Source organism: Amycolatopsis sp. NPDC049688, from assembly GCF_040674975.1.
Lineage (GTDB): Bacteria > Actinomycetota > Actinomycetes > Mycobacteriales > Pseudonocardiaceae > Amycolatopsis.
The window spans coordinates 329,837-354,421 of the sequence record NZ_JBFANY010000003.1 but is presented as its reverse complement, the minus strand read 5'-3'; the positions used below and the strand labels follow the sequence as shown (position 1 = coordinate 354,421).

Sequence of the window (24,585 nt, the reverse complement as noted above, 5' to 3'; positions counted from 1 at the left end):
GGCCGTCAGGCCGGGTAACCGGCCGCGGCAACGCGCCCGGCGACGTCGGCCAGCGTGGTGGCGGGGTTGAGCGCGGTCACGACGGCCGGGGTCAACGGCTGCCCGGCGTAGAAGTGCCGCACCGCACCGAGGTCGACCGGCGTTTCGTAGTAGTCCTGCGCCCAGTCCTGGAACGCCTCGGGCGTGCGGTCGGTCAGCAGGGCGAACAGCCAGCCGGCGCCGTCGTCGCCGTCAGGGGGAAATTCGATGGTCCCGTGCCGCCAGGCGGTGTCGGCGTGCTCGCGCCACAGGCAGACCGTGACGTACGGCGTGCCGAATTCGTCGCAGAACGCCGGATCCGCGACCCACTTCCGGAAAACGTCGGGCAGCTCGTCGAGGACTCCGGGCCAGGGCTCCTGATCGTCGGTGGCGTAGGGACTCATCGGCGACTCGTGGTCGAAGCCGCGCAGGCAGGCTCCCGCGGCGGTGAACACGATGGAGTATTCGTTGCCCGAGCCGTCCCGCATGGACGCCAGCTCGGTTCCGGGCGCCCACGCGGTGTTGTAGTGGTGGTGACGGTCCTCGCTGCCGGGATCCAGCACGACGTCCAGGGCGGCCAGCGCGCGGCACAGTGCCTGCAGGTCGGGAATGGCGGGCAGGGCACCGGCGAGGTCGTCCACGGTCACGGCGACATCCAAGCAGACGGCGGCGATGCCCGGGCCGATGTCGTGCGGATCGCCGGTCGCGGTTGCTGCGCGATCATCTCGGCCGGTGACCGTATTGTGGACCGTGGTGCCGGTTCGGGGAGGGATGGCGCGGTGCTGCGTTTGCTGGGCGAGGTGGGCGCCTGCGTCGACGGCGCACCGGTCGACTTGGGCCACCCCAAGCAGCTCTGCGTGCTCGCCGCACTGGGTGTGGAGCACGGCCGGGCGGTGCCGATCGAGCGGCTCGTCGAGCGGGTGTGGGGCGGCGCCGCGCCGAGACGCGGCCACGAGACCGTGCACAGCTACGTGTCGCGGCTGCGGCGCGCGCTCGGTCCCGTCGACGGCGTTGCCATCGTCCGGCGTCCGGGCGGGTACGCGCTGACGGCGGACACCACGCCGGCCGCCGTCGACCTGTACCGCTTCGAGGACTTGCGCGCGCAGGCCGAGACCGACACCGACGACGAGCGGGTCGCCGCCCGGTTGAGCGAAGCACTGGCGTTGTGGCGGGGCCGGGCGCTGACCGGCCCGACCGGTTACTGGGTCGAGGCGGAACGCGAGCGGCTGGAACGGGAACACCTCGCCACCCGGCTGGAGCTGGTGGAGACCCGGCTCCGGCTCGGTCAGGGCACGCGGCTGGTGACCGAGCTCGCCGTCCTGGCCGCCGCGCACCCCTACGACGAGCGGATCGCCCGCCAGTACATGACGGCCCTGCACCAGGCCGGGCGGACGGCGGACGCGCTCGACCACTACCGTGCGGTCCGCGCCCGGCTGGCCGGCGAACTGGGCATCGACCCGGCCGCCCCGCTGGAGGACCTGCACCGGCGGATCCTGGCCGTCGCCCCACCCGAGCCGGCGCCGGTTCCGCCCGCGCCCGTGCCGCGCCAGCTGCCGCCGTCGATCCGGGACTTCACCGGCCGGGCGGACCACCTGGCCGCCCTGGACGCCCTGCTCCCACCCGACGGCGGCCGCGACGGCGGGCACGCCGTCGTGATCTCCGCGCTGGACGGCTCAGGCGGCATCGGCAAGACCACCCTCGCCGTCCACTGGGCCCACGGCGTCCAGCACCGCTTCCCCGACGGCACGCTTTACACGAACCTGCGCGGCTACGGTCCGGGCCGTCCGGCGAGCGCCGACGAGGTCCTCGACGACTTCTTGGTCGCCCTCGGAGTTCCGGCAGCGGCCCTGCCGGCCGGGCCCGGGGCCCGGGAGGGGCTGTTCCGCAGCCTGCTGGCCGGACGCCGGGTCCTCGTCGTGCTGGACAACGCGAACAGTGACGAGCAGGTGCGGCCGCTCCTGCCCGGAACGCCGGGCTGCATGGTGCTGACCACCAGCCGGGACAGCCTCACCGGGCTCGTGGTCACCGAGGCCGCCCACCGGCTGACCGTCGACCTGCTCACCGAGCAGGAGGCGCTGCGGCTGGTCACCGGCATCATCGGCGCCGTGCGGGCGGCCGCCGAGCCGGAAGCCGTGGCCGAGCTGGTCGCGCTGTGCGCGCGGTTGCCGCTGGCGTTGCGGATCGCCGCCGGGCGGGCGGCGGCCCACGAGCACGTCTCCGTCGCCGACATCGTCGCCGAACTCACCGACGACCACTCCCGGCTCGACGCGCTGAGCTGGGGGCGGGACCCCCGAGCGGCGGTCCGTACGGTGCTGGGCTGGTCCTACGACCGCTTGCCACCGCCACAGCAGCTGCTGTTCCGCCGCCTCGGCCTGCACCCTGGCCCGGACGTCTCCCCGGCTGCCGCCGCGGCGCTCGTGGGCCGTTCGCCGCGCGAGGTGCACGTGCTGCTCAGGGCCCTGGCCGACGCGCACCTCATCGAGCCGGTGGCCGGCGGCTACTACCGGTTCCACGACCTCCTGCGGGCCTACGCGGCCGAGCAGGCCCGTGAGCACGACACCCGCGCCGACCGGCGCTCGGCCCTCGACACGCTGCTCACCTGGTACAGCCACACCGCGAACGTCGCCGACCGGCGGCTCTACCCCGCGAGCACCCGGCTGGTGACCGGCCTGGCCGAACCCGCGCATCCGCACGTCCTGGCCGACCGCGACCAGGCCTGGACCTGGTTCACCGCCGAGCGGGCCAACCTGGTGGCGGTCCTGCACCACGCCGTCGCCGAGGAAATGGACACGCACGCCGTGCACTTGGTGGACGCCTTCGGGTTCCTCATCCTGATGGGGGCCTGGGAGGAACGCATCGAGACGGCCGGCGCCGCGCTGGTCGCAGCCCGCCGGTCCGGCGACCAGGCGCACGAGGCGAACGTCCTGCTGGCCCGCGGTGAGGCGTTGAAGCAGCTCAAGCGCGCCGAGGCGGAAGCCGACCTGGTACGCGCCGTGGAACTGGCCCGGGAAGCCGGTGTCCCGCACATCCGGATCTCCGGTCTCAACGACCTGGCCCAGCTGTTGCGCAACCAGGGACGGCACACGGAGGCCCTGGGGCACCTCGATGAAGCTCTGGTACTCAGCCGTGGCATCGACACCGGCCGGTGGGAGGCCATCCTGGAGGGGATCATCGGCGCCGTCCACGCCGATCTCGGAAACCATCGGCAGGTGATCGAGCACGGCGAGCGCAGCGCTCGGCTGCGGCGCCGGATCCGGGACGCCGACGGCGAGGCGTGCGCGCTGGCCGTCCTGGCCAGGGGCTGGCAGGGGATCGGGGACCACGACCGGGCCATCGTGCACTGCCGGCGGGCGATCGCCCTCGGCCGCCGGTCACTCGGCAGCCAGGACGAAACACTCGCCGAGCCGCTGGAAATCCTGGCCACGTCGCTGCACCGGCTGGGTCAGGTGGCCGAAGCCGTGGCCTCCTGGCGGCAAGCCGCCGCGATCTACGCGGAGCGGGGGAAGGACGCCGATGCCGCGATGATCGACGGCCGGATCCGGGCGGCCCGCTCCGCGGTGGGCGGCTGAGCGCCCGGCCCGGTTCTCCGGGCCGGGCGGTCCGGTCAGCGGATGATGCCGGTGTGGCCTGCGGCGAGCAGCGCGCCGGTGTGGCTGCTGTACTTCTCCGAGTACGCCTGGAACGACCAGTGCCCGCTCAGCCCGGTGAGCTTCGGCGTCCAGCACCGCGTCTGGCCCGGTTCGATGTACCCGTTGCCACCGGCGTTGTCGCAGGTGATCGTCTCGGTCAGCGTCCCGTCGCGGAAGCGGTTGAGGTAGACCTGCGCGTACTCGCTGACCGTCATCGGGCTGTTGTAGATCGCGAAGCCCCAGTAGTTGTAGTTGCTGTCCCGGCAGACCTCGACGGTGCCGACCCTGGCGCCCCCGACCACCGCCGTGATCGGGGCCGGCGGCTGCACGACGACTCCGTAGCTGCTCCCGTACTGGCAGTCCGGCGCGGCCTGGGTCTGCGCCGAGGCCGCCGGGGTCAGGCACCCCAGGGCCGCCGCCACACCGAGCGCCGTGATGACCTTCTTGACCATGTGTTCCTCCGCATCCGTCGAGCGGCGGTCGCCGCGGTCACCAGGATGCGCAGGCCGGCCGTGTGCCGATCTTGCGAAAATCTGGAATGCCCTGGTCAGCGGTCCCTGGCCACGAGCGGCCGGCCCGATGGCGACACCGATCCCATCGCAGCGGTGGGTGCCGCGGAGGGGCTCTTGCCGTACCGACCGGATGGTATGTTCTCCCGGTGATCGACACGGCGCGCCGGACCTGGCGATTCCTCGAGCCCTACCACGGCATGATCTACTTCGCCCCGGAAGCCGTTGCCGCCTACGAAAAACTCGGGCTCCGCGGCCGCTCCGGCTACTTCGCGTCGAGGGCGGCGGCCCTCGGCGTGGTTCCCGCGCCGGTCGTGGTGGCCACGTTCTACAACTTCAACCCGGTCCTCGTCACGGCCTCCATCGCCGAAGCCTGGTCCACGACCGACCCGGCCGCTGTCCTCGCGGCCCGTTACGCCGCCGCCGACCTGGCCTTGCGGGGCACGCTGGGGGACGCGGTCGGCTCACCCGAGATGCGCCGGGCCGCCTCTCTCCTCCGCGAGGCCGCCGAGGCCGTCGTCGGCGACGTCACCGGCCGGCCGCTGTTCGCGGCCCACGCCGCCCTCCCGTGGCCCGACGAACCCCATCTCGTCCTGTGGCACGCCCAGACCCTGCTCCGGGAGTACCGCGGCGACGCCCACGTCGCCGCCCTGCTGACCGCCGGCTTGAGCGGCATCGAAGCCCTGGTCACCCACGCCGCCTCCGGTGCCGTTCCGGCCGAGACCCTGCGGACCTCCCGGGCTTGGTCCGAGGACGACTGGAACACGGCCGTCACGGGCCTTCGGGCGCGGGGCTGGCTCACCGGCGACGCCGATCCGGCGTTCACCCCCGACGGCACGGCGCGCCGAGCGGACATCGAGAAGGCGACCGACGAAAACAGCGTGACTCCGTACGCGCACATCGGCGAGTCCGCCTGTGCCGAGCTGCAGACCCTCGTGCGGCCGTTCAGCCGGGCACTCGCCGAGAAGCTGATGCCGTGGGCGCTCGCGCGGCAGTAGCCGGTCAGCAGGGCGGCTGGTAGCCCACGCCCGGAAAGTACGTGTCCCACTCCTGCCGGGTGATGGCCGGGCGGGCGATTTCGCAGGCCCGGGCGGCGGCGCGGCCGGGGTCGGTTTCCCACAGCAGCGCCGTGTGGTCGTCGCCGGCGGTGGCCAGGAGGCGGCCGTCCCGGCTGTACGTGGCCCACTCGACCGCGCCCGTGTGGCCGGTCAGCGTGGCCGACGAAGCCGGGGTGGGCCGGGTGATGTCCCACAGCCGGACCGAGTGGTCGTAGCTTGCCGACGCCAGCAGCTGCCGGTCCGGGCTGAACGCCAGGGACGAGACGACGTCGGTGTGGCCGGTGAGCACCGCCGGCCGGGCCGGGCCGGTGACGGTCCACAGCCGGACCGTGCGGTCGTCGCCGCCGGAGGCGATGATCCGGCCGTCGCGGCTGAAAGCCACCGTGACCACCAGGTCGGTGTGCCCGGTGAGCACCGCCCGTTCCACCGGCCGGGCCGGGTCGCCGACGTCCCACAGCCGCACCGTGCGGTCGTCGCCGCCGGAGGCCAGCAGCCGGCTGTCCGGGCTGAACGCCACCGCCTTGACGTTCTTCGTGTGGGTGGTCAGCGTCGGCAGTCCGACCGGCCGGGCCGGCACGCGCACGTCCCACAGCCGCACGGTGTGGTCGTAGCCTGCCGTCGCCAGCGTGCGGCCGTCCGGTGCGTAGGCCAGGGAATAGATCGAATCCCGGTGGCCGGTGAGCAGCGCCAGCGGAGCCGGGTGCGCGGCGTCGCGAAGGTCCCACAGCCGGACCGTGCGATCCCGGCCCGCGGTGGCCAGCACCTTGCCGCCGGGGTCGAACCCCACCGCGTGGACGGCGTCGCTGTGGCCGGTGATCGCCACCAGCAGCGCCGGGTGGGCGGGATCGGCGATGTTCCACAACCGCACGCGGTGGTCGGCGGAGGCGGTCGCGAGCAGGCGGCCGTCCGGGCTGAAGGCGGCCGCGTCGACTTCCTGCGGGTGACCGAGCGGCACGGCGACCGCGCTGACCAGGGCGTCCCGGTTGCGGGGTGTGGGACGGAGGCGGTAGGCGGCCAGCGCCAGCTGCGCGGCCAGCGCCGGTTTGCCGGCCCGGAGCGTGACGGCCTCTTCGGCGACCTGCTGGGCCAGGACAGTGTCCCGTTGGGCGGTGACCAGGTCGTTGGCCCGGAGCGCGGCCACCGTGGCCACCGTGGTCGCCCCCAGGAGCGCGGCCAGCAGGACGACCAGCACGCGCAGGAGCCGGGACCGGCGCCGCGAGGCGGTCTGCTGCGCGGATTCGGCGGCCAGGCCGGCGTCGAGGAAGGTGCGTTCGCGCTCGGTGAGCGCAGTGTCGGCGAGTTCGCGGGTCCGGGCGAGGCGGCTGCCGCGGTAGAGGGCGTCCGGGTCGCGGTGCAGTGACTCCCACACCGCGGCGTCGCCGGAGAGCTGCCGGTGGAGCCGCAGCGCCTCGCGGTCGCTCGCCAGCCATTCGCGCAGCCGCGGCCAGTGCTTGATGAGCGCCTCGTGCGTGACTTCCACGGTGTCGTGGTCGACGGTCACCAGGCGGGCGGCGGTGAGGGCGCCCAGCACGGCCCGGACGGTCGCGGTGTCGTCCAGTTCTGTGCGCGCGATGCGGCGCTTGGTGTCTTCGGTGCCCTCGCCCAACGCGGTGAGGCGCACCAGGATCTGGCGGGCCATCGCCTGCTGCGGCTCGTCGAACCCGACGTAGACGTGCTCGGCGGTGCGGGCGAGGGCGTGCCGGATACCGCCGGCCTGCTCGTAACCGGCCACGGTCAGGGCCATGCCCTGGCGGCGGTGCCAGGTCTCCAGCAGCGCGTGCGAAATCAGCGGCAGCGCGCCGGGCTGGTCGGCCGCCTCGGCGACCAGGCGCGCCACCAGCTCGCTTTCGACGGTGTAGTGCGCCGCGGCGGCCGGTTTGACGATGGCCTCCCGCAGCTCGCCGGGGCTCATCGGCCCGACCAGGACCTGCCCGGGGCCGAGGGCCGGCTGGAGCCCGGGGTGGCGGGCGCAGTGGGCGAAGAAGTCCGAGCGCACGCCCAGCACCACCCGGGCCTGGCTGCGCGGCGCCGTCGCCGCGTGCGTGAGAGCCGTGATGAACGCCTGGCGCTGCGCGACGTCGGTGCACAGCGTGAACAGTTCCTCGAACTGGTCGATCACCAGCAGCAGCTCGGTGCCCGCCGGGTGGCCGGCGAGAGCCTGCCGGATGTGCAGGTGCACCGCCGTGGGGTCGTCGGTGAGCTCCCGGTGCAGCGCCGACGCGGATTCGCCGGCGAACGCGGCCAGGTGCAGCGCGCACTCCTCGATCGGCGAGGCACCGGGGGTGAAGGTCACGGCCGGGCGGGCCCCGGTGCCGGCCAGGCCGGCGTGCAGCAGCGAGGACTTCCCGGATCCCGACGCACCGAGGACGGCGACCAGGCGGTGGTGCCGCACCCGGTCGAGCAGTGTGCCGAGCAGGGCGCCGCGGCCGAAGAACCGGTCGGCGTCGCCGGTCCCGAACGCCGACAGCCCCAGGTAGGGCGGCCGCAGATCACCGGGATCGGCGGTGTCGGCCGGGGTGAGCAGCGTCTTGGTTTCGCGCCACCGCCGCTCCCACGCGGCCGGATCGCCGCCGCAGGCGCGGACGTAGGCGAGGGTGACCGCCAGGCTGGGCAACGTCTTCCCGCCGGCGGCGTCCGACAGCGTCGTCACCGAATAGTGGGCCTCCCGCGCCAGCCGCCGGTACGGCGGATTACCGGCGGACTCACGCAGTTTCCGCAGCTCGCGGGCGAACAACGGCAATGGCTCGTCGCCCGTGTCCAGCGGGCGTTCCGGTCGCGGCATCGGTCCTCCCCCGGCCCTTATTGTCCGGGGCTCGGTTGTCCGGTGTCACGTCGTCGGCGCCGGACAACCCGAATGCCCTAGATCTGATTCCCGGGCCGGCAACAGGGGGGCCCGAACGTGCACCGATTCATCTCGTGCACATTTCCGGGAAGGGGAATTTCCATGATGAAACGTTTGCTCCATTCGATCGCCGGCCTGGTCGCCGCCGGCGTGGTCGTGGCGCCGGCGACAGCGTCCGCGGCCGAAGCGCCGGCGGGCCCGCAGGCGTTCATGGCGCAGTCCAGGGCCGCCGGACTGACCGGCGAGCAGGCATCCTGGCTGCAGGCCGAAGCCGAGCGCTACCTGGCCGCGATGGGCGGCAAGCAGGTGGCGCCGAACCGGATCGACGTCGACGGCCGCGCGGAGGTGTCGATCGCGCTGCCCGGCGACGCGCACCCGCGTGACCTGAGCGGCCGCGGCGCCGCGACCCTGGCCGGGCCCTGCGACGGGGGAACGGCCTACCGTCATTTCTGCGCCTACCAGCACCAGTTCGGGACCGGAACGCAGATCGACATGTTCAAGTGCGGCGCCTACCCCCTGCCCAACTGGACCGACTTCGGGTCTTGGGGCAACAACCAGACCCGGGGAACGGTCGCGGTGTTCTGGGGCGAGTTCTTCCAGTACGACTCCAACACGGCGCCGTCCAACGACCAGTCCTACGACTGGAACCCGGTCTATACCGTGTTCAACTGCTGACGGGCCACGAGATCCCGGCAGGGGGGTGAGCGCCTCGAAGGGGCGTTGCGCCGGGTGCGGCGCTGGTCCGGGGGCACCCGGACCAGCGCCGCCGCGTTCAGCTCGGGCGCGGCTCGCCGTCGTGGCTCACGCCGCCTGCCCGGCGGCGGCCGGCGCCGGCCGCCCGGCCAGGATCCGGTACTGCGTCTCGAAAGCGGCCAGCACGCCGTCGATGTCGTGGCGGGCGACGATCGCCCGGGACGCTTCGCCCATGCGGGCCCGCCGAGCCGGGTCCGCGGCCAGGTCGGCGAGGTACCGGGAGATCGCCGTGATCGCGCCCGGTTCGAACAGGTAGCCGTTCTCGCCGTGGCGGACCAGGTGGGGGAGGGCGAGCGCGTCGGCGGCGACGACCGGGAGGCCCGCGGCCATCGCCTCCATCGTGGCGAGGCTCTGCAGCTCGGCCGTGCCCGGCATGCAGAACACGTCGGCCTCCGCGTACCGGCGCACGAGCTCCGCGTCCGGCACGAACCCGTGGAACCTCACGCGGCCGGCGACGCCCAGCGCGGCGGCGAGGTCCTCCAGTTCCCGGCGGCGGGTGCCGTCGCCGACGAGGTCGGCGCGGACGTGCGGCAGCGGGGCCAGGGCGTGCAGCAGCCGGCCGACGTTCTTCTCCGCGTCGAGCCGGCCCACGAACAGGACCGACATCGGCCGGTCGAGTGGCCGGGCCGGGGCCGCGTAGTGGGCGAGGTCGATGCCGCAGGAGACGACCTCGGCCGGCCGCCCGAGACCGATTCCCGCGAGGACTTCGGCCGCTCGCGGGGTCGGCGTGGTGACGATGCGGGCGTGGCGGTACACGCGCACGAGGTCCTTCCACGCCCAGCAGGCGAGCGCGTCCTTCACCCGCCGGGGGAACGGCGTGTACCCGAGGAGGTTGTCCGGCATGAAGTGGTTCGTGGCCATGCCCGGCACACCGCGTTCGGCGGCGGTTTGAAGCAGCGCGCGGCCGACGCCGAAGTGGGCTTGGACGTGGACGACGTCCGGGCGGACCCGGTCCAGGATCGCGCCGGCGGCCGTGCGGGCGCGGCCGGGGGTGCAGAACCGGTAGCCGCCGTGGAACGGGATGGCGTGCGAGCGGATCCGGTGGACCGTGTAGCCGTCGCGCTGCTCGGTGCGGGCCGGGCCGTCGCCGGACGGGCAGGCGACGTGGACGTCGTGGCCGCGGCCGGCGAGCCCGCGGGCCAGGCGCTCGGCGAAGAACGCCGCGCCGTTGATGTCGGGCGGGAACGTGTCGGCGCCGATCAGGATGCGAAGGCCGGTCGGGTGCACGGGATTCTCCTCGGATTTCGGTGGGGCTGCGGGAACGGCACCGGCGAGCACGCGCACGCCGGCGAGAGCGACGGCCGCGGCGAACGCGGCCGCCGCGGGCGGGACCTCGCCGTAGGCCAGGGCGGCCACGGCGACGGCGGTGAGGGGATCGAGCACCGTCGCGGTGCCGACGACGACCGCGGCGGGCCCGGCGGCGTACGCGCGGTGCAGGAGCACGCCGCCGGCGCCGAGCAGCAGCAGGGCCTGGGCGCCCAGCAGCGCTGCGGTGACCGGCGGCTGCGACGCGGCCGCGTGCACGACCGCCGAGCCGAGTCCGAAAAGGACGGCCGCCGCGGCGGCCGGCGCGGCACAACCGGCCCGGGCGAACCACGCGAGGGCCGCGAGCACGAACCCCGTGACGGCCACGCTTTCTGCAGTCCCCGCGCCGATCGCGGCGGCCGGGGCGGGGACCGCCGCCGCGAAGGCCACGAACCCGGCTACCCCGGCCACCACGAGCACGACCGCGGTCACCACCCGGCGGGAGCGCGCCCGCCGTCCGAAGAGGACGGTCAGGACGAGGCTGAACACCCCGAGCGGCTGGACGACCGGAAGCGGGGCGAGCGCCAGCGCGACGAGGTGCAGCAGGCTGCCGCCGGCCGCGAGCCCGGTTCCCGCCCACCAGCCGGGAGAACGCAGAAGCCGGGCCAAGGAGCGCAGCCCGGGCGGGCCGCCGGCGGCCAGACCGGCGACCTCGGCATGCTGCCGGGTGGCGGCCACGGCGAACAGGACGGCAGCGAGGAGGGCACAGGCGATCCCGGCGGCGATCATCGGACCGCCCGCCGGGGTCCGGTGGCTTCGGTGTGGTGGCCGATGGCGGCGAAGGGCGCGGCTGTGATGGTCGCCGGACGGCGGCGGGGTCTGTTGGCGGCCGCCGCGGGTCGCTCGGTCGTGGCCGGGCGAACTGGGCGAGCACTGCGCACGCGGCTGGTCATCGGGTGACCCGCCGCGATTCGTTGGCGGCCGCGGGGTTCTTGGTGGTGGTCGGGCGAGCAGTGCGCGGGAGGGTGGTCATCGGGCGACCCGCCGGGATTCCGCGACCGTTGCCGCAGTTTCGCTCTGCCGAGACACAGCCGGCGGGCGAACCGCCCGCCGCAACGCGATCGCCATCGTGGCGACGATCGCGAACTCCGCCAGCAGTGCGGCGCGTTCGAGCAGCCCGGCCGGGAGCCAGCCGACCACCTGGGCCAGCCCGAACCCCGCCGCCGTCACGACGCCGGCGATCGCGCCGCGGCGGAGGGCCCGTGCCGTTGCCATCCAGGGTGGCTCGGTCCGCAGCCGGGCGCTCAGGGTCCACGCCGCGAGCGGCAGGCTCGCGAACAGCACCGCTCCGCCCGCGCGGTGGATCTCGCCGGACAGCGTGACCGCGTCGAAGTTGCTGCGGAAGAGCAGCACCACCGCGATTCCGGCCGTCCAGAGCAGGAACAACGTGCTCGCCAGCGGGTCACGGGGCAGGGCGGCCGACCGGGCGGCGGCCGCCAGCGCGGCCGCCGCGGCGAGCAGCAGCAGGAGCGCCAGGGTGAACAGCAGCCCGCCGCCGCGGTGCCAGGCGTAGTCGCTGACCGGGGCCCGCCAAGGGTCGACGTGGCCCGCCAGCCCGAAGGTCAGCCCGGCGATGATCGCCTGTGCGGCGGTGGCCATGACCAGGCTCAGCGTCGCGGTCCGTGGAGTCACCCTTCAGACGGTGTCGGCCGTCCATGAGAGTTCGGTGAAGATCGCGCGGGGTTTCCTTAAGAAGCGGCCAGCGGGAAGACGAGGTCGAACCGCGCGCCCCCGCGGTCGGCGCGCGCGGCCGAGACCCGGCCGCCGTGCTGCGTCACGACCTGTTCCACGATGGCCAGCCCGAGCCCCGAACCCGGCAGCGCGCGGGCGGTGTCGGCCCGGTAGAACCGCTCGAACACGTGCGGCAGGTCCGCCTCGGGGACGCCCGGCCCCTCGTCGTCGACCCGCACGCACACCGTGCCGCTCGCGGCCGACATGGTCACCCGGACCGTTCCGCCCGGTGGCGACCACTTGGCGGCGTTGTCGAGCACGTTGAGCACCGCCCGCTCGACCGCGGCGGGCCGCACGAGCACGTCGGCCCCGGCCAGCTCGGCTTCGAACGAGACGGCCGGCCACCGCGACCGGGTGCGTTCGACGGCCGAGGTGACGATGTCGGCCAGTGCCAGGCGCTCCTCGGCTTCGGTCGGCCGTTCCCCGGTGGACAGCTCGACCAGCTCGCCGATCAGCGCGGTCAGCTCGACGGCCTGGGTGTCGAGGTCGGTCAGCAGCCGGGACCGGTCCTCGGCCGACAGCTGCCGCCCGGGGTTGGCGTCGGCGTGGATCAGCAGCTCGATGTTGGTGCGCAGGCTCGTCAACGGCGTCCGCAGCTCGTGCCCGGCGTCCTCGACCAGCCGGCGCTGCTCGTCGCGGGAGCGGCTCAGCGCGCCGAGCATCGCGTTGAACGACGTCGCCAGCCGCCCGATCTCGCCGCTCGCGGTGACGTCGATGGCCGCCGACAGTTCCTGCGTGCGGGCCACGTTTTCGGCGGCGGAGGTGAGCTCGTCGACCGGCTGGAGCGCCGAGCGGGCGATCGCCCGGCCGACCACCGTGGCGCCGAGCACCCCGGCGGCCGACACCACGAGCAGCCAGGCGCCCAGCCGGCCCAGGCTGTCTTCGACGTCTTCGGAGTCCTGGGCGACCTGGACCGTGCCCCCGCCGGGCCGCGAGGCCGTCCAGATGCGGAACCGTTCCTCGTCGAGGTGGACGTTGGCCGCGCGGCCGGCGGAGAGCGGCGCTTCCGGCGGCAGGTGCGGGAGTTCCGGGATCGGGCCCGCGATCCCGGTGACCGCGCCGGTGGCCGAGTTGAACTGGACGGTCAGTCCGCTGTTCCGGTCGGGCCCGGGCTTGGTGGTGTCCCGCAGGGTCTCGAGCGCTTCCTCCGGCGAGGCGGCCTTCGCGGCGAGCTGGGCGTAGGACTGCAGCCGGGCGTCGAACTGGTCGTAGAGGTCGGCGCGGGTGATGCCCCACGAAATCGCCGAGACCGTCACGACGGCGAGCGCGACCGCGGCCGCCACCAGGACGCCGAGCCGGGCCCGCAGGGACAGCGTCTTCCAGCGGGGCCGCTTCACAGCGGCTCCTCCCGCAGCACGTAACCGACGCCGCGCACGGTGTGCAGCAGCCGGGACCCGCCGCCGGCCTCCAGCTTGCGGCGCAGGTAGCTGACGTAGACGTCGAGCCCGTTGGACGCGGCCCCGAAGTCGTAGCCCCACACGTGCTCGAACATGACCGAGCGGGTCAGCACGATCCGCGGGTGGTGCAGGAACGTCTCGAGCATCGCGAACTCGGTGCGGGTCAGGTGCAGCGCGCGGCCGTCGCGGAAGACCTCGCGGGTCGCCGGGTCGAGGGTGACGTCGGCGAACCGCAGCGCGACGGGAGCGGGTGGCGCGGGCGGGGCGTGGTACCCGGTGCGGCGCAGCAGCGCGCGCACCCGGGCCAGCAGCTCCTGCAGCGCGAACGGCTTGACGAGGTAGTCGTCGGCGCCCGCGTCGAGGCCGGCCACCCGGTCGGTCACGGCGGTCCGGGCGGTCAGCATCAGGACCGGCACGGTGTTGCCTTCCGCCCGCAGGACCCGGCACACCTCCAGGCCGCCGAGCACCGGCATCGTGACGTCGAGCAGCACGCCGTCGGGCTGCTCGGCGCGGATCGCGGCCAGCCCGGCGGCGCCGTCACCGGCGATGGAGACGGTGTAGCCCTCGAACCGCAGCGTGCGCGACAGCGAATCCTGCACGGCCGTCTCGTCGTCGACGATCACCAAGTGCACCCGGCGTCCCTTCGTCCGGCGACACACGGTGACTGTAGCCGAGGTTTTCGCGCAGGCGCCGGACTCTCATCGAAGATTAACGAACGCCGGGCGCCCGCCCGGGTGTCCGCGAGTCACCGGGTCCGGCCGATCTCGTCCGCGGTCAGCACCCGGTTCCACACCCGGACGTCGTCGATGCCGCCCGGCCAGAAATCGCTGTGGTTCCCGCCGGAAACCGCGCGGCCGATCGCCAGCGGGCCGGGGGCGGCTTCTCCCGCCTGCTGGTGCCACGTCCTGGCCTGGGCGACGCCGTCGACGTACAGGACGTAGGTTCCGGCGTCGGCGTCGTGCACCCCGGTGAGGTGGTACCAGCGCCCGGGTTGCGGGGCGGTGTCCGACAAGGCGCGGCCCGAGCTGGTCGAGAACGCCAGCCGGTCGTCGGCCGCGGAGTACTGGAGGTAGAAACCACTGCTCGGGTTGCCGTCCTGGCTGACCGCCGTCGCCCAGGAGCCCGTGCGGTCCAGGCGGACCCAGGCGCTGACCGAGAAGTTGCCGGTGGTGTCCACGACCGGGCCGCCGGTCGCCGCGTACTGGCTCGACCCGTCGAGCTGCAGGGCGGTGCCGGACGTGCCGGAAACCCACGCGGCGGCGCCGGTCAGGGTGGCGTCGTGCGGTCCCGCGCTGTCGTGGGCGACGGTTCCGCTGCCCTCGTCGAACTTCCAGGCGCCGACCGGGTCGTGCTGACCGGCCGGGTGCGCCACCTGGAGGCGTTGGAGCGCATGCGTGGTCTCCGTCCGGCCGCCGGGGCCGCGGTAGGACACCGTCGCCGCCATCGCCGCGGCGCTGCCCGGCTCGGCACCCGGCGGCGCGGTCACCGTGTAACTCCAGGTACTGGCGGAACCGGGCGGGATCACGGCGGGCGCCCGGCTGCCGGACGTGACCGACCAGCCGTCCGGGACGGCGAGGCTCAGTCGCGGGGAGACGAGCGGGCCACCGGTGGTGTTCTGCACGGTCACGGTCAGCGGCGTGCTCCGGCTGACCGTGACGACGCCGTCGGCGTTGGCGGGACCGGCGGTGATCCGGGCGTCCGGGCTCGACGGCGTCCACGACTGCAGCTCGGTGACCCCGGCGAAGGCACCCGGCGGGTTGGTGAACACGAGCCGGATCCGGCTCGTGGTCAGGGTCGGGAAGGTGCTGCGGTTGACGCCGTTGCCCACCGGGTTTGCGGGCTCGCGGACCTGGCCCGGGACCTCCTGCCAGGCCGAGCCCGTCCAGTACTCCAGGCGGTAGGCCGCGGCGGGTCTGACGCCGCCGCCGTCGTCGTAGCCGTGCCAGCGGATGTCGCCGACCGGGATGGGGACGCCGAAGTCGACGCCGTAGAAGTCGCTCGGGTTCGGCGAAGCGTAGTTGGTCCAGCGGGTGTTTTCGGGAACTTCGGCGTACCAGACCTTGCCGTCGAGGGCGTTCCAGGGGTTGTCGTACGGCCACGTGTACGACGTGATCGGCCGGGGGTAGCCGGTGCGCAACGGATTGGCGGCGTCGTTGACGAGGTCGTCGGACCGGGGGAGCAGGGTCGGGCCGACGTCGATCGTGGTGGCGCGCAGGGTCGTCGAGCGCTGGGCGAGCCGTCCGTCGACGTAGAGCCGCATCCCGGCGCCCTGGCCGTAGTGCGTGCCGTCGCGGTCCCACAGCACGGTGACGTCGTGCCCGTGGTACGGCACGTTTTCCGCCGCGAAGTGGTCCCATGTGGACGGTGCCAGCGGCTGGACGCGCAGCGTGGTGCCGCTCTGCGGGCGGAGGCCGATCAGTCCGGAGAGGACCAGATCGGTGTAGGTGGAGTGGTTGTAGTCCTCGCTGTGGCCCGGCCCGTCGTAGATCCACGCGTCCCGGTCCGGGTCGTGGGCCTCGGCGACGTAGGGCCTGCCGTTCTTGGTCTGGGTACGGGCGTACCTGGCCAGCGCGGCCGCGTAGTCCTCTTTGGACACCGTCGTCTGGGCCGGGTAGTCGTCCAGGAGGTTCGCAAGGCCGGTCAGGGTCTGCGCGGTGGCGAAGGGCCAGCTCGGCCCGTCCCAGCGGCAGCAGGAACCGGCGTCCTTCATGAAGAACGGGCTGCGCCGCTCGGCCGTGGTCGGCCCGTAGGCACTCGCGAAGCCGCCGGGGTCGAGCAGCTGGGACCACGCCGCGCTGTCGGCGGGCTCGGCCGCGCCGAACATCCAGGGCAGGTACCCGATCTGCTCGCGGCTGCCGGAGAGCCGGTGGTCCGGGTTGTCGTCGCGGGCCATCGCGAAGTAGAAGCCCCGGCGCGGGTCCCACAGCCACTTCCGCAGCGCTGCCTTGAGGTTCGCGGCGCGCCCGGCGTACTCGGTGGCGAGCCGGTGGTCGCCGGCCGCGTCCGCGATGCGGCTGATCGCGAGGGCGTCGCCGTACTGGTAGGAGTTGAGCGTCGGCCGGAAGCCGGCGCCGCCGTGGTAGGGCCGGGGCGACTCATAGGAGGAGGCGGAGTACTCCATGGCGTCCCACACCGGGACCGACCAGTAGAGGCCGAGGCCGGCGTCGAACTGCTTGTCCCAGCCCCGGTACTGGCGCACGAGGGCGGGCAGCAGCGCGCGCAGGGTGGCGAAGTCGCCGGTCACCTGTGCCTGGCCGTAGGCGGAGGTGGCCAGCCAGACGCTGTATTCGTGCGCCCAGTCGGTGGTGTCGGGGTTGACGTCCTCGGTGGCGGGCTTGGCGCCCGCGCCCGGCCCGGTGAGCCAGAACCGCAGGTAGTCCCGGCCGTAGCCCGGGTCGCGCAGCCACCGCCCTTCGGTCAGCTGGTGCCCGGCGGCGGCGTTGATCGCCTGGTAGGGCGCGGCGTACCCGCAGCAGTCGAGGAACTCCGTCGAGATCCAGCCGTCGGCGGGGTTCGTGTAGCGCAGGTGCTCCTTGAAGACGCGCCAGCGGTAGTAGTAGACGCTCTGCATCGTGGCGTCGGGAAGGTCGACGAACGGGATGTTGGCCTCGTACCAGCCGGGATCGGCGTACCCGGCCAAGGCGGCCTGATGGTCGAGGAAGTGCGTCCCCGGACCGGGGGCGGCTTCGGCCGTCGCGGTGGCGCCGGCGAGTCCGGCCTGCGCGAGCAGCACGGCGACGGCCAGCCAGGTTCTTCCCCGGCGCATGGGGCCTCCCTGATTTACAACGTTGTAAAACTCAGACTCGACCACTATCGCCCAAAATCCCCCAGAAGGGAACACCCGGCTGCGGGGCTGCGGCCATTCGCCGGGAACTCTGCGCCGGCTGTCCAACAGAATTCAGCTCGGGGACCGGTCCGGGCGGCGTTCGCGGCCGGTGAGCCGATGGTGGTCGTCGGCCGCGCGCCCGGGCGCGTCGCGTAGGCTGAGCCCGGCGCGCCGGGAAGTCTGGTCGGCATCCGGATTCGGATCGGAAGGGCCGGCTGATGCGCGGGGTCGAAACCGTACTGTTCCTGGTGGTCGTGGCGACCGTGGTGGCCACCTTCGCGCGGCGGCTACGGATCCCGGCGCCGTCGCTGCTGGTCGTTGCCGGGGTCGTCGTGGGGCTGGTGCCCGGTGTGCCCGCCGTGCAGGTGACCCCGGACGTGATCAGCCTGGTCGTGCTGCCGCCCCTGCTGTTCGCCGCGGGGGAGGAGCTGCCGTGGCGCGACCTGCGGGCGGTCGGGCGGCCGGTTGCGGTGCTGTCGGTCGGGCTGGTGCTGCTGTCGGCGGCCGCGGTGATCGGGGTTGCGGTCGCGGTGACGCCGTTGCCGGTCGGGATGGCGTTCGTGCTGGGCGCGGTGCTGGCGAGCACGGACCCGGTCGCGGTGACGGCGCTCGCGCGGCGGCTGGCGCTGCCGCCGCGGGTGCAGGCGCTGATCCAGGCCGAGAGCCTGTTCAACGACGCGACCAGCCTGCTGCTGTTCCGGGTGGCGCTGTTCCTGGCCGTCGCCGGCGGCGCCGCGTCCTGGGGCCGGACGCTGGGGGAGTTCGGCGTGCTCGCGGGCGGTGGCGTGGCGGTCGGGGTGCTGACGGCGCTGGGGGCGTTCGTGATCCGGCGGCGCACCGAGGACCCGGTGCTGGAGACGGTGATCTCCCTGGTCACGCCGTACGCGGGCTACGTGGTGGCGGAGTCCGTCGGCGGCTCCGGGGTGACCGCGGTCGTGGTGGCGAGCGTGATCCTCGGGACGCAGGCCGAACGCCTGACGACGGCGCGGATCCGGTTGCAGGTCGGCGCGGTGTACCAGACCGTGGTGTTCCTGCTGGAGAGCGTGGTGTTCGGGCTGATCGGCCTGCAGCTGCCCGTCCTCGTGCGCCGGGTGGCCGGCGGCGGGGCGTGGTGGCTGCTGCAGGCGGTGGCGATCGCGGCGACGCTGGTGCTGGCGCGGCTGCTGCTGGTGTTCGTGCTCTCGGCGCTGCGGCAACGGCGGGAGGACGGCCGCATCTCCTGGCAGGTCCCCGCCGTCGTCTCCTGGGCGGGGGCGCGGGGCGTGGTGCCGCTGGCGGCGGCGCTGTCCCTGCCGGTGGCCACTTTGGACGGTTCGGAGCTGCCCGCGCGTGACCTGGTCCTGCTGCTGACGACGGCGGTGATCGTGCTGACGCTGGTGGTCCAGGGCTTCACGCTGGCGCCGCTGGTGCGGCGGGCCGGCATCGCGCTCGACCCGGCCGACCTGCGGACGGAGTACGGCACCGCGCGCCGGAAGCTCGCCGAAGCCGGGCTGTCCCATTTGGACCACCTGCTGGAGACGGAGTCGGCGCCGGCGTTCGCCGTCGACCGGCTGCGGGCGAGCTGGCAGGCACGGCTGGACCACATCCGCAGCGACGGCCCGGACGAGCCCGGCGACCCGGTGCGCGGAGCCGGCTACCGGGCGCTGCGGCGCGAGCTGATCGACATCGAGGCGGCCGAGCTGACCCGGCTGTTCGAGGCGGGCGAGATCACCGACGGCACCCGGCGGCGCATCCAGCGGCTGCTGGACCTGGAACACGCGGGGCTGGAGGACTGAGCGGTCATTGCAGGTGCCGGCGCACCTGGTTGCGGAGCCGGCCGGGAATCCGGGAATCGCCGTCGAGGATCCGCAGCGCCGCGAGGCCCGCGGTCTTGTCCTGCCGCTTTGCCTGCAACGCGGCCTGGAACCGGAGGTCGGCTTTCGCGTGCCGGTCTTCGGTGATCCGCACCAGCGCCTTGACGGCGTGCTTGCCGCGCAGGGCCAGTGCGGCCTGCAGCCGCAGTTCGTCCGGGCGGCCCTGCTCGGCGAGGTCGCGGAACACCGGCTCGGCGGCTTTGCGGTGGTACCGGTCCAGGGCCTTCGCGGCCTTGAACCGCAGCTCGTCCGCAACGGCGGTGTCCGTGGCCAGTTCGCGCAGCACCGGCGCGGCGGCAGCGCCTCCTTCGAGGGCCGCGGCCACCCGGTCCTGGTGGCCGGCCGTGGGGCGCGCGGCGAGGTCGGCCATCAGCCGTTGCCCGCGGACCGAATCGAGGGCCGCCACCTTGCGGGCGGCTTCCCTCGCGCCCGCGTCCTGGCTGGTTTCGGCGATCGCGCTGTACAACCGGATCCGCTTGCCACGGTCCAGCTTCGCGCCGATCGCTTCGACCACCTCGATCCGGCTCTCCGCCGGCGTTGCCGAGCTCCTCGCCAGCTTGTCCAACGCCGCGTACCCGACCGCCGGATCGAGGTCGAAGGCCCGCTTGAGGGCGTCCGGCCGGCGCGGGGCGATGGCGACGAGCAGGCGGGCCCCGGTGGCCGGCTCGGTCTTCCCGACCAGGGTCGCCGCCCGGATCCGGGCCCCTTCGGGAGCGTCCTTGTCCTCGGCGAGACCGACGAGCGCCGTGATCGTGCCCCCGTGCTTTTCGACGATGTGCCTCGCCGCGGCGAAGCGGACGTCCCCGCCGGCCGCCGGATCCTCGGAGAGCCGGTGCAGGGCCGGGATCGCCTGGTCCGGGGCGAATTCGCCGATCGCCTTCACGGCGTGGAAGCGTGTCTCGCCGCCGGCGGCCGACCACGCCACGCTCTCCACGATCCGCATCGCCGCGGCGTGGTCGTGCGGGTGCACCAGCGCCGCGACCCGCGCGGGGGTTTCCGGCTCGGTGGCGGTCGCGACGATCAGGTCCGCCGTTCCCGCGCCGGCGTCCCGGGCCAGGAGTTCCGCGAACAGCTTCAGCCTGCCGTCGTCCGCCAGGCCGTGCCGGGGCTCGGTCAGCTCCCGCATGACCTCCACCGAACCGGCCGCGATCGCCGCCGGCACCCGCAGTTCCCGCATCGCGGCCGACCGGGCGAGCGTCAGCATCGCCCGGGCACCCAGTGCGGCGTCCCGCTCGCCGATCAGCCGGGCGGTTTCGAGGCGGTCCGCCGGCTTGCCGACGAGGCCGGTCGTCGCGAGGACCGCGAGGTTCTCCCGCGCCCGCGGCGGATCGTGTTCGGCCAGCTCGTCGACGGCGAGGAGCTTCCGCTGCGGCCGGCACCCTTCTCGGGGCGTGCGCACGAGCTCGTCCAGCAACGTCCTGGCGGCCGCGGGATCGAGCGTGGACAGCCAGCCCGCCCCGGCGAGCCAGTGGTCGTCGTCCGCGAGGTGGTCCCCGCGCAGCGCCTCCCCGAGGACCGCGGTGGCCCGGCCGGTGAAGTCGTTGCCGGGAACGAGGTTGCGCCGCAGCAGCTCCAGCACGAACTGGATGTTCGGGTACCAGTGCTCGTCACTCAGCAGCCGGTTCAGCCGCCGCTCGACGGCCGCGCGCGACTCCCGCCACCACAGCCCGGCGAGGTAGAGGTGGGTTTCGAGAGCGGGCCACGGCCAGTCCTTCCGCGGCGCGAGGTACCGGCCGGTCCACGGCTGCCACCACTTCGGTCCCCGCGGGTGCCGCTGAGCGACGTGGCGCGCGGCGAGGAAGTGCGCCAGATCCTCGTCGGCGAAGGAAAAACCGCGATCCTCGGCGGTGAACACGCCACAGCCGCCGAGCAGCCGCACGACGTCGGCCCGGTCCGCCCCGGCGAACCGGCGCGAACCGGTCACCAGGTCGAGGACGGTCCGGGGATCTTGGCGGACCACGCGGGCGTAGGCGATTCCGGTGAGCACGGCGAAGGCGTCGTCGGCGGTCAGGTGCGGTGTGCCGGCGAGTTTTCCCGCGCCCAGCCGGGCAGTCCACTCGAGCTGCTCCAGCGTGTCCCCAGCGGCCATCCCCGTAACGTAACGGCCCGCGCGGCGGCCGGTCCAGGACGAAAACACGACAGTATCGGCATCGGCGCCGGTGTACCGTGGCCTCACCCGACCGGACGGAGGTGGACATGCCTCCGAGCCGGCGGTGGTCTTCGCCGATCCTTTCCGTCGAACGCACGCGGGTCCGGCCCGGTCTCCTGGTCATCAGCGCGGTGGGGGAGATCGACGCCTCCTCCGTGCGGTTGCTGCAGCGGGCGACCTGGGGCGAGCCGGCCCCGGTGACGGTGCTGGACCTGGCCGGGGTGACCCTGCTCGGCGCCGCCGGGCTGCGGGCGCTGGCCGTGGTCGCCCGCCGTGCCCACACCGAAGACCGGATGCTCGCGCTGGTGAGCCCGCCGCACCCGGTGTCCGTGGTGCTGCTGACCTTCTGGAACGACCGGCGGGTGCTGCTGTACTCGACGCTGGCCGAAGCCCTGCGCGCGCACCCGGCGGCGATCGGGCCGTGACGGTCCCGCTCGTCAGCCGGTGCGGCCTCGGGACGTCAGGACGGCCCAGACGACCTTGCCGCCGGACCACCGCGGGCTGCAGCCCCACTCCGCGGCCGACTGCGCCACGATGTGCAGCCCGAGCCCGGACGCGCCGGGCGTCGGCCGCGGCCGCAGCACGGCCGGGCGCGGGTCGTCGGTTTCTCCACTCTCGTGGAGGATCCACAGTGGACAGACGTGGGGCGCCTGCGCCGACAATTTCTTGTCCGGTGGCTTGTGAGGAGACGGCCGGCAGACGATCGCCATCCTGCCGCTATGGAAACCCACGACCACGCCATGTTCGCCGGACCAACGCCGCGTTCTCCGCGCAGTTCGCCGGCATCACGCCCGCATCGCCGGGGGTACGCGTCGATCGCCATCGCCCCGCAGGTGGCCGCCGGGCTCGGGCACGTCGAAGTTCACCGCCCGCCACTGCGCCTGACCCAGGAGGCGCAACCAGGTCAACACCCTCATCCGGCTGTGACCCGGGCACGGTGCCGAAGCCGGCGGGGTCGCCCGGCCGGCGCGGCCGGGCGACCCAGTGGTCAGCGCTGCAGCGTCAGCACGCCCGGCCGCCAGGGCAGGTGGTTGTAGTCGGTGCCGTCCGAGGCGGGGTTCCTCCCCTGGTAGAGGAGCTGAAGGTGGCACGGGTCGACGGTCTTGGTCTGGTCCGGGTTGGTGCGGACCAGGTCGCCGTGGCTGATGTCGTTGGTCCAGGTTGCTCCGCTGTTCGCCTTGCCCGCGAACGGGTTGCTCTCGGTCGCGGCCTGCGGGGTCCACGAACCGCCGAGGCTGCTCGCGGTGAACGAGCGGAAGTATCGGCCCTTCGCGCCCATCGCCTCGACGAGCATGAGGTACTGGTTCTGGCCCTGGACCTTGTACACCTCGACGGCCTCGAAGAGGTTGGCCTGCGTGTCGCTCATGATCGTCGTGTAGTTCGAGCCGAAGCTGCCCGGGAAGTTGCCGATCGGCATGCTGGCCCGGTAGATGTTGCCGTTGTCGCCGGCGAAGAACAGGTACATGTTCGTGCCGTCACCGATGATGGTCTGGTCCAGGGGAGCGCCGCCGGGGATGGTGCCGGTGAACAGCGTCTGCGGTGCGGACCAGCCGTTGGGGTTGGTGGGGTCGTTCGAGGTCCGGTAGCTGAAGGTGGTCGGGCCCCACTGGTAGGCGAGGATCCAGACGTTCTTCGGGGCGAAGTAGAACAGCGTGGGCGCGACGGTGCCGGTGGTCATCCCGGTCTGGCCGGCCGAGGCCATGTCGGACCAGTTCGTGAACGGGGCGAAGCCCATCGAGCCGTAGCCCCCCGACGCGTCGGTCGTCGACCCGTACACCACGTGCTTGCCGTTGTAGACGACGTTGGTGAAGTCCTTGAGCGCGAGCCAACCCTGCTTCGGTTCGGCGAGCGAACCCGTCGAGGACCAGTGGTACGTCGACGGAAGGGCGCAAGAGGTGGTGTCACCCAGCTTGACGAGCTGCCACTGCTGGTTGGCCCCCTGCCAGTCGCCGTACTGGACGACGGCGGCCCCGTCCGCGGTCGACGCGCCCGTCACCTCGACCGCCTTGCCGCTGTTGCGGTTGACCAGCCGGAGGTAGCCGCCGTCGGAGTCGGCGAGGCTGAACTGCTGGTTGGTGCCGTTGAGATCCGTCCACTGCTGGACTTTCCCGCCGTCGGCGGTCGACCAGCCGTCGATGTCGAGGACCTTGCCGGAGTTCTTCGACTTCAGCCGGTAGTAGCCGCCGCCGGAGTCCACGAACTGCCACTGCTGGTTGGCCCCGTCGTGGCGGCTCCACTGCTGCACCGCGGCCCCGTCGGCGGTGGACGCGCCGGAAACGTCCAGCGCCTTGCCGCTGTTGCGGTTGACGAGCACGTACCAGGCGTTCGGGTCGACGGTCGCCGCCGACGCGGAGCCGGGGGTGAGCGCGACCGCCGCGGCGGCCGCGAGGACGGTCGTGAGCAGGGTGATCAGCGTGCGGCTGCGTCCTGCGCGGCGTGGTGTTCCGCCCGGTGGGGCCTGATCCAGCGAACTCATGGTGATGCTCCTTTGCGTCACGCAGTGTTAGCGCTAACAATGTAAGCAGATCGGTCGCCGTGGTTACAAGAGCGTTCGCCGATTTCGATTGTGCTGCACCGGTGGATCCGGGATCTGGTCCTTTGTGGACTGTGTCAGCCGGGTGGCTCGTCGCGGAAGGTCCCGACCACGCACTCGGCCGCGCTGCTCGCACTGTCCTTCGCCACGACCACGCTCCCCGTGATCGTGATCGGCGGGTCCAGGGGGATCGCCCGGATCCGCGTCGAGTGGATTTCCGCCACCTGGTCGGCCGGGAGGACCGTCCAGCTCCGCGGGTCCGAGCCGACTTCGACGATCGTGTCCTGGAGGGTTCCCGTCGGGCGGCCCGGCTTCGGGGGCAGGCCGGTTTCGCGCAACGCCCGGATCACCGCGTCGTGCAGGGGTGCGTCGTGTTCGCGGGCCGGTACGCGCAGCGTGTCGCCGGCCAGGTCGGGCAGGCCGATCTCCCGGCGGTTCGCGGCCGGGTGGTGCCGGGACACCACCGCGTACAGGCGTTCGGTCCAGGTCGGCAGCACCGTCAGGCCCGGTACGGCGCCCACCCCGCGAGTCAGCGCCAGGTCGAGTTCGCCCTGCCGGAGCGCGTCGAGGCGGGCTTCGACCGGCAGGTCGACCAGGACCACGTCGAACTCCGGTGCCCGCTCGCGGAGCGCGTCGATGCCGCGTTCCAGGCGGGCGGTCAGGCCCGCGGCGGTGCCGATGCGGACCGTCGTCATGCCCTGCTTCGCCGCGACCGGCACCCGGTCCGCCGCGGAAAGGGTGGCGCGCGCCGCTTCGAGGACGCGTTGCCCGGCCGCCGTGAGCCGGACGTGGCGGGGTGACCGGTCCAGGAGCCGGACCCCGAGTTCCCGTTCCAGGCGGGCGATCTGCTGGCTGACGGCGGGTTGGGCGATGTGCAGCCGTTCGGCGGCCCGGCCGAAGTGCAGCTCGTCGGCGACCGTGACGAAATAACGCAGCGCCCGCAGCTCCATGATAAGCCGAGCTTATCGCAGCGCGTGGCGGT

General features: G+C 73.5%; 17 protein-coding genes. 5 read left to right on the top strand and 12 right to left on the bottom strand.

The genetic code is table 11. The features are described 5' to 3' along the window. Nucleotides 1-5: 5 nt before the first annotated feature. Nucleotides 6-665, bottom strand: a complete 660-nt coding sequence (locus tag AB0J55_RS12580) for a hypothetical protein (protein ID WP_364246743.1) — start codon at nt 663-665, stop codon at nt 6-8. 132 nt (nt 666-797) lie between these two features. Between AB0J55_RS12580 and AB0J55_RS12575 the strand changes: the two genes are divergently transcribed. Beyond that, the gene (locus AB0J55_RS12575; protein ID WP_364246741.1) at nt 798-3,587 is read left to right on the top strand and encodes a BTAD domain-containing putative transcriptional regulator; all 2,790 of its coding nucleotides are present in this window, start codon (nt 798-800) and stop codon (nt 3,585-3,587) included. A 35-nt stretch (nt 3,588-3,622) separates the two neighbouring features. Here the strand turns inward: AB0J55_RS12575 and AB0J55_RS12570 are convergent, their stop codons facing one another. After that, nucleotides 3,623-4,099, bottom strand: a complete 477-nt coding sequence (locus AB0J55_RS12570) for a hypothetical protein (RefSeq protein WP_364246738.1) — start codon at nt 4,097-4,099, stop codon at nt 3,623-3,625. A 206-nt stretch (nt 4,100-4,305) separates the two neighbouring features. Here AB0J55_RS12570 and AB0J55_RS12565 point away from each other — a divergent pair, with 206 nt between their 5' ends. Next, nucleotides 4,306-5,154, top strand: coding sequence for a hypothetical protein (locus AB0J55_RS12565; RefSeq protein WP_364246735.1), 849 nt, complete (start codon nt 4,306-4,308; stop codon nt 5,152-5,154). Nucleotides 5,155-5,158: 4 nt separating this feature from the next. Here AB0J55_RS12565 and AB0J55_RS12560 read toward each other — a convergent pair whose 3' ends face one another. Continuing rightward, nucleotides 5,159-7,996, bottom strand: coding sequence for an XRE family transcriptional regulator (locus AB0J55_RS12560; RefSeq protein WP_364246732.1), 2,838 nt, complete (start codon nt 7,994-7,996; stop codon nt 5,159-5,161). Between the two features lie 162 nt (nt 7,997-8,158). Between AB0J55_RS12560 and AB0J55_RS12555 the strand changes: the two genes are divergently transcribed. Next, nucleotides 8,159-8,731, top strand: a complete 573-nt coding sequence (locus AB0J55_RS12555; protein ID WP_364246729.1) for a hypothetical protein — start codon at nt 8,159-8,161, stop codon at nt 8,729-8,731. Nucleotides 8,732-8,857: 126 nt separating this feature from the next. On the opposite strand, the gene AB0J55_RS12550 is transcribed toward AB0J55_RS12555, so the two are convergent. From AB0J55_RS12550 to AB0J55_RS12530, 5 genes are all read right to left on the bottom strand, one after another. Beyond that, nucleotides 8,858-10,843: a glycosyltransferase family 4 protein gene (locus tag AB0J55_RS12550; RefSeq protein ID WP_364246727.1), complete on the bottom strand. Its 1,986-nt coding sequence runs from the start codon at nt 10,841-10,843 to the stop codon at nt 8,858-8,860. 240 nt (nt 10,844-11,083) lie between these two features. Then, on the bottom strand, nt 11,084-11,746 hold the full coding sequence (locus AB0J55_RS12545) for a DUF998 domain-containing protein (RefSeq protein WP_364246725.1): 663 nt from the start codon (nt 11,744-11,746) through the stop codon (nt 11,084-11,086). Between the two features lie 56 nt (nt 11,747-11,802). Next, a complete protein-coding gene (locus AB0J55_RS12540) occupies nt 11,803-13,182 on the bottom strand; it encodes a HAMP domain-containing sensor histidine kinase (RefSeq protein ID WP_364246722.1) in 1,380 nt (459 codons plus the stop codon). After that, complete coding sequence (locus AB0J55_RS12535) at nt 13,179-13,874, bottom strand: response regulator transcription factor (RefSeq protein WP_364246719.1); 696 nt, start codon at nt 13,872-13,874, stop codon at nt 13,179-13,181. Before AB0J55_RS12535 ends, AB0J55_RS12540 begins: the two co-directional genes overlap by 4 nt. A 113-nt stretch (nt 13,875-13,987) precedes the next feature. After that, nucleotides 13,988-17,008 (bottom strand): LamG-like jellyroll fold domain-containing protein, encoded by a 3,021-nt coding sequence (locus AB0J55_RS12530; protein ID WP_364246717.1) that lies wholly within the window; start codon nt 17,006-17,008, stop codon nt 13,988-13,990. A gap of 278 nt (nt 17,009-17,286) precedes the next feature. Here AB0J55_RS12530 and AB0J55_RS12525 point away from each other — a divergent pair, with 278 nt between their 5' ends. Beyond that, entirely contained in the window at nt 17,287-18,843 is a 1,557-nt protein-coding gene (locus tag AB0J55_RS12525) for a Na+/H+ antiporter (protein ID WP_364246714.1), read from the top strand. A 4-nt stretch (nt 18,844-18,847) separates the two neighbouring features. Here the strand turns inward: AB0J55_RS12525 and AB0J55_RS12520 are convergent, their stop codons facing one another. Then, nucleotides 18,848-21,010 (bottom strand): hypothetical protein, encoded by a 2,163-nt coding sequence (locus tag AB0J55_RS12520; protein ID WP_364246711.1) that lies wholly within the window; start codon nt 21,008-21,010, stop codon nt 18,848-18,850. A 107-nt stretch (nt 21,011-21,117) separates the two neighbouring features. On the opposite strand from AB0J55_RS12520, the gene AB0J55_RS12515 reads away from it, so the two are divergent. Then, a complete protein-coding gene (locus AB0J55_RS12515; RefSeq protein WP_364246708.1) occupies nt 21,118-21,495 on the top strand; it encodes an STAS domain-containing protein in 378 nt (125 codons plus the stop codon). 12 nt (nt 21,496-21,507) lie between these two features. Here AB0J55_RS12515 and AB0J55_RS12510 read toward each other — a convergent pair whose 3' ends face one another. The 3 genes from AB0J55_RS12510 to AB0J55_RS12500 all read right to left on the bottom strand — a co-directional run bounded on the left by AB0J55_RS12510 (nt 21,508) and on the right by AB0J55_RS12500 (nt 24,553). Further along, nucleotides 21,508-21,780, bottom strand: a complete 273-nt coding sequence (locus tag AB0J55_RS12510; protein WP_364246705.1) for a hypothetical protein — start codon at nt 21,778-21,780, stop codon at nt 21,508-21,510. A gap of 278 nt (nt 21,781-22,058) precedes the next feature. Then, a complete protein-coding gene (locus AB0J55_RS12505) occupies nt 22,059-23,546 on the bottom strand; it encodes a non-reducing end alpha-L-arabinofuranosidase family hydrolase (protein WP_364246703.1) in 1,488 nt (495 codons plus the stop codon). A 134-nt stretch (nt 23,547-23,680) separates the two neighbouring features. Then, nucleotides 23,681-24,553 carry a LysR family transcriptional regulator gene (locus AB0J55_RS12500; protein WP_364246700.1) on the bottom strand — a complete coding sequence of 291 codons (873 nt, stop codon included), beginning with the start codon at nt 24,551-24,553 and terminating at the stop codon, nt 23,681-23,683. Between the last annotated feature and the right edge of the window lie 32 nt (nt 24,554-24,585).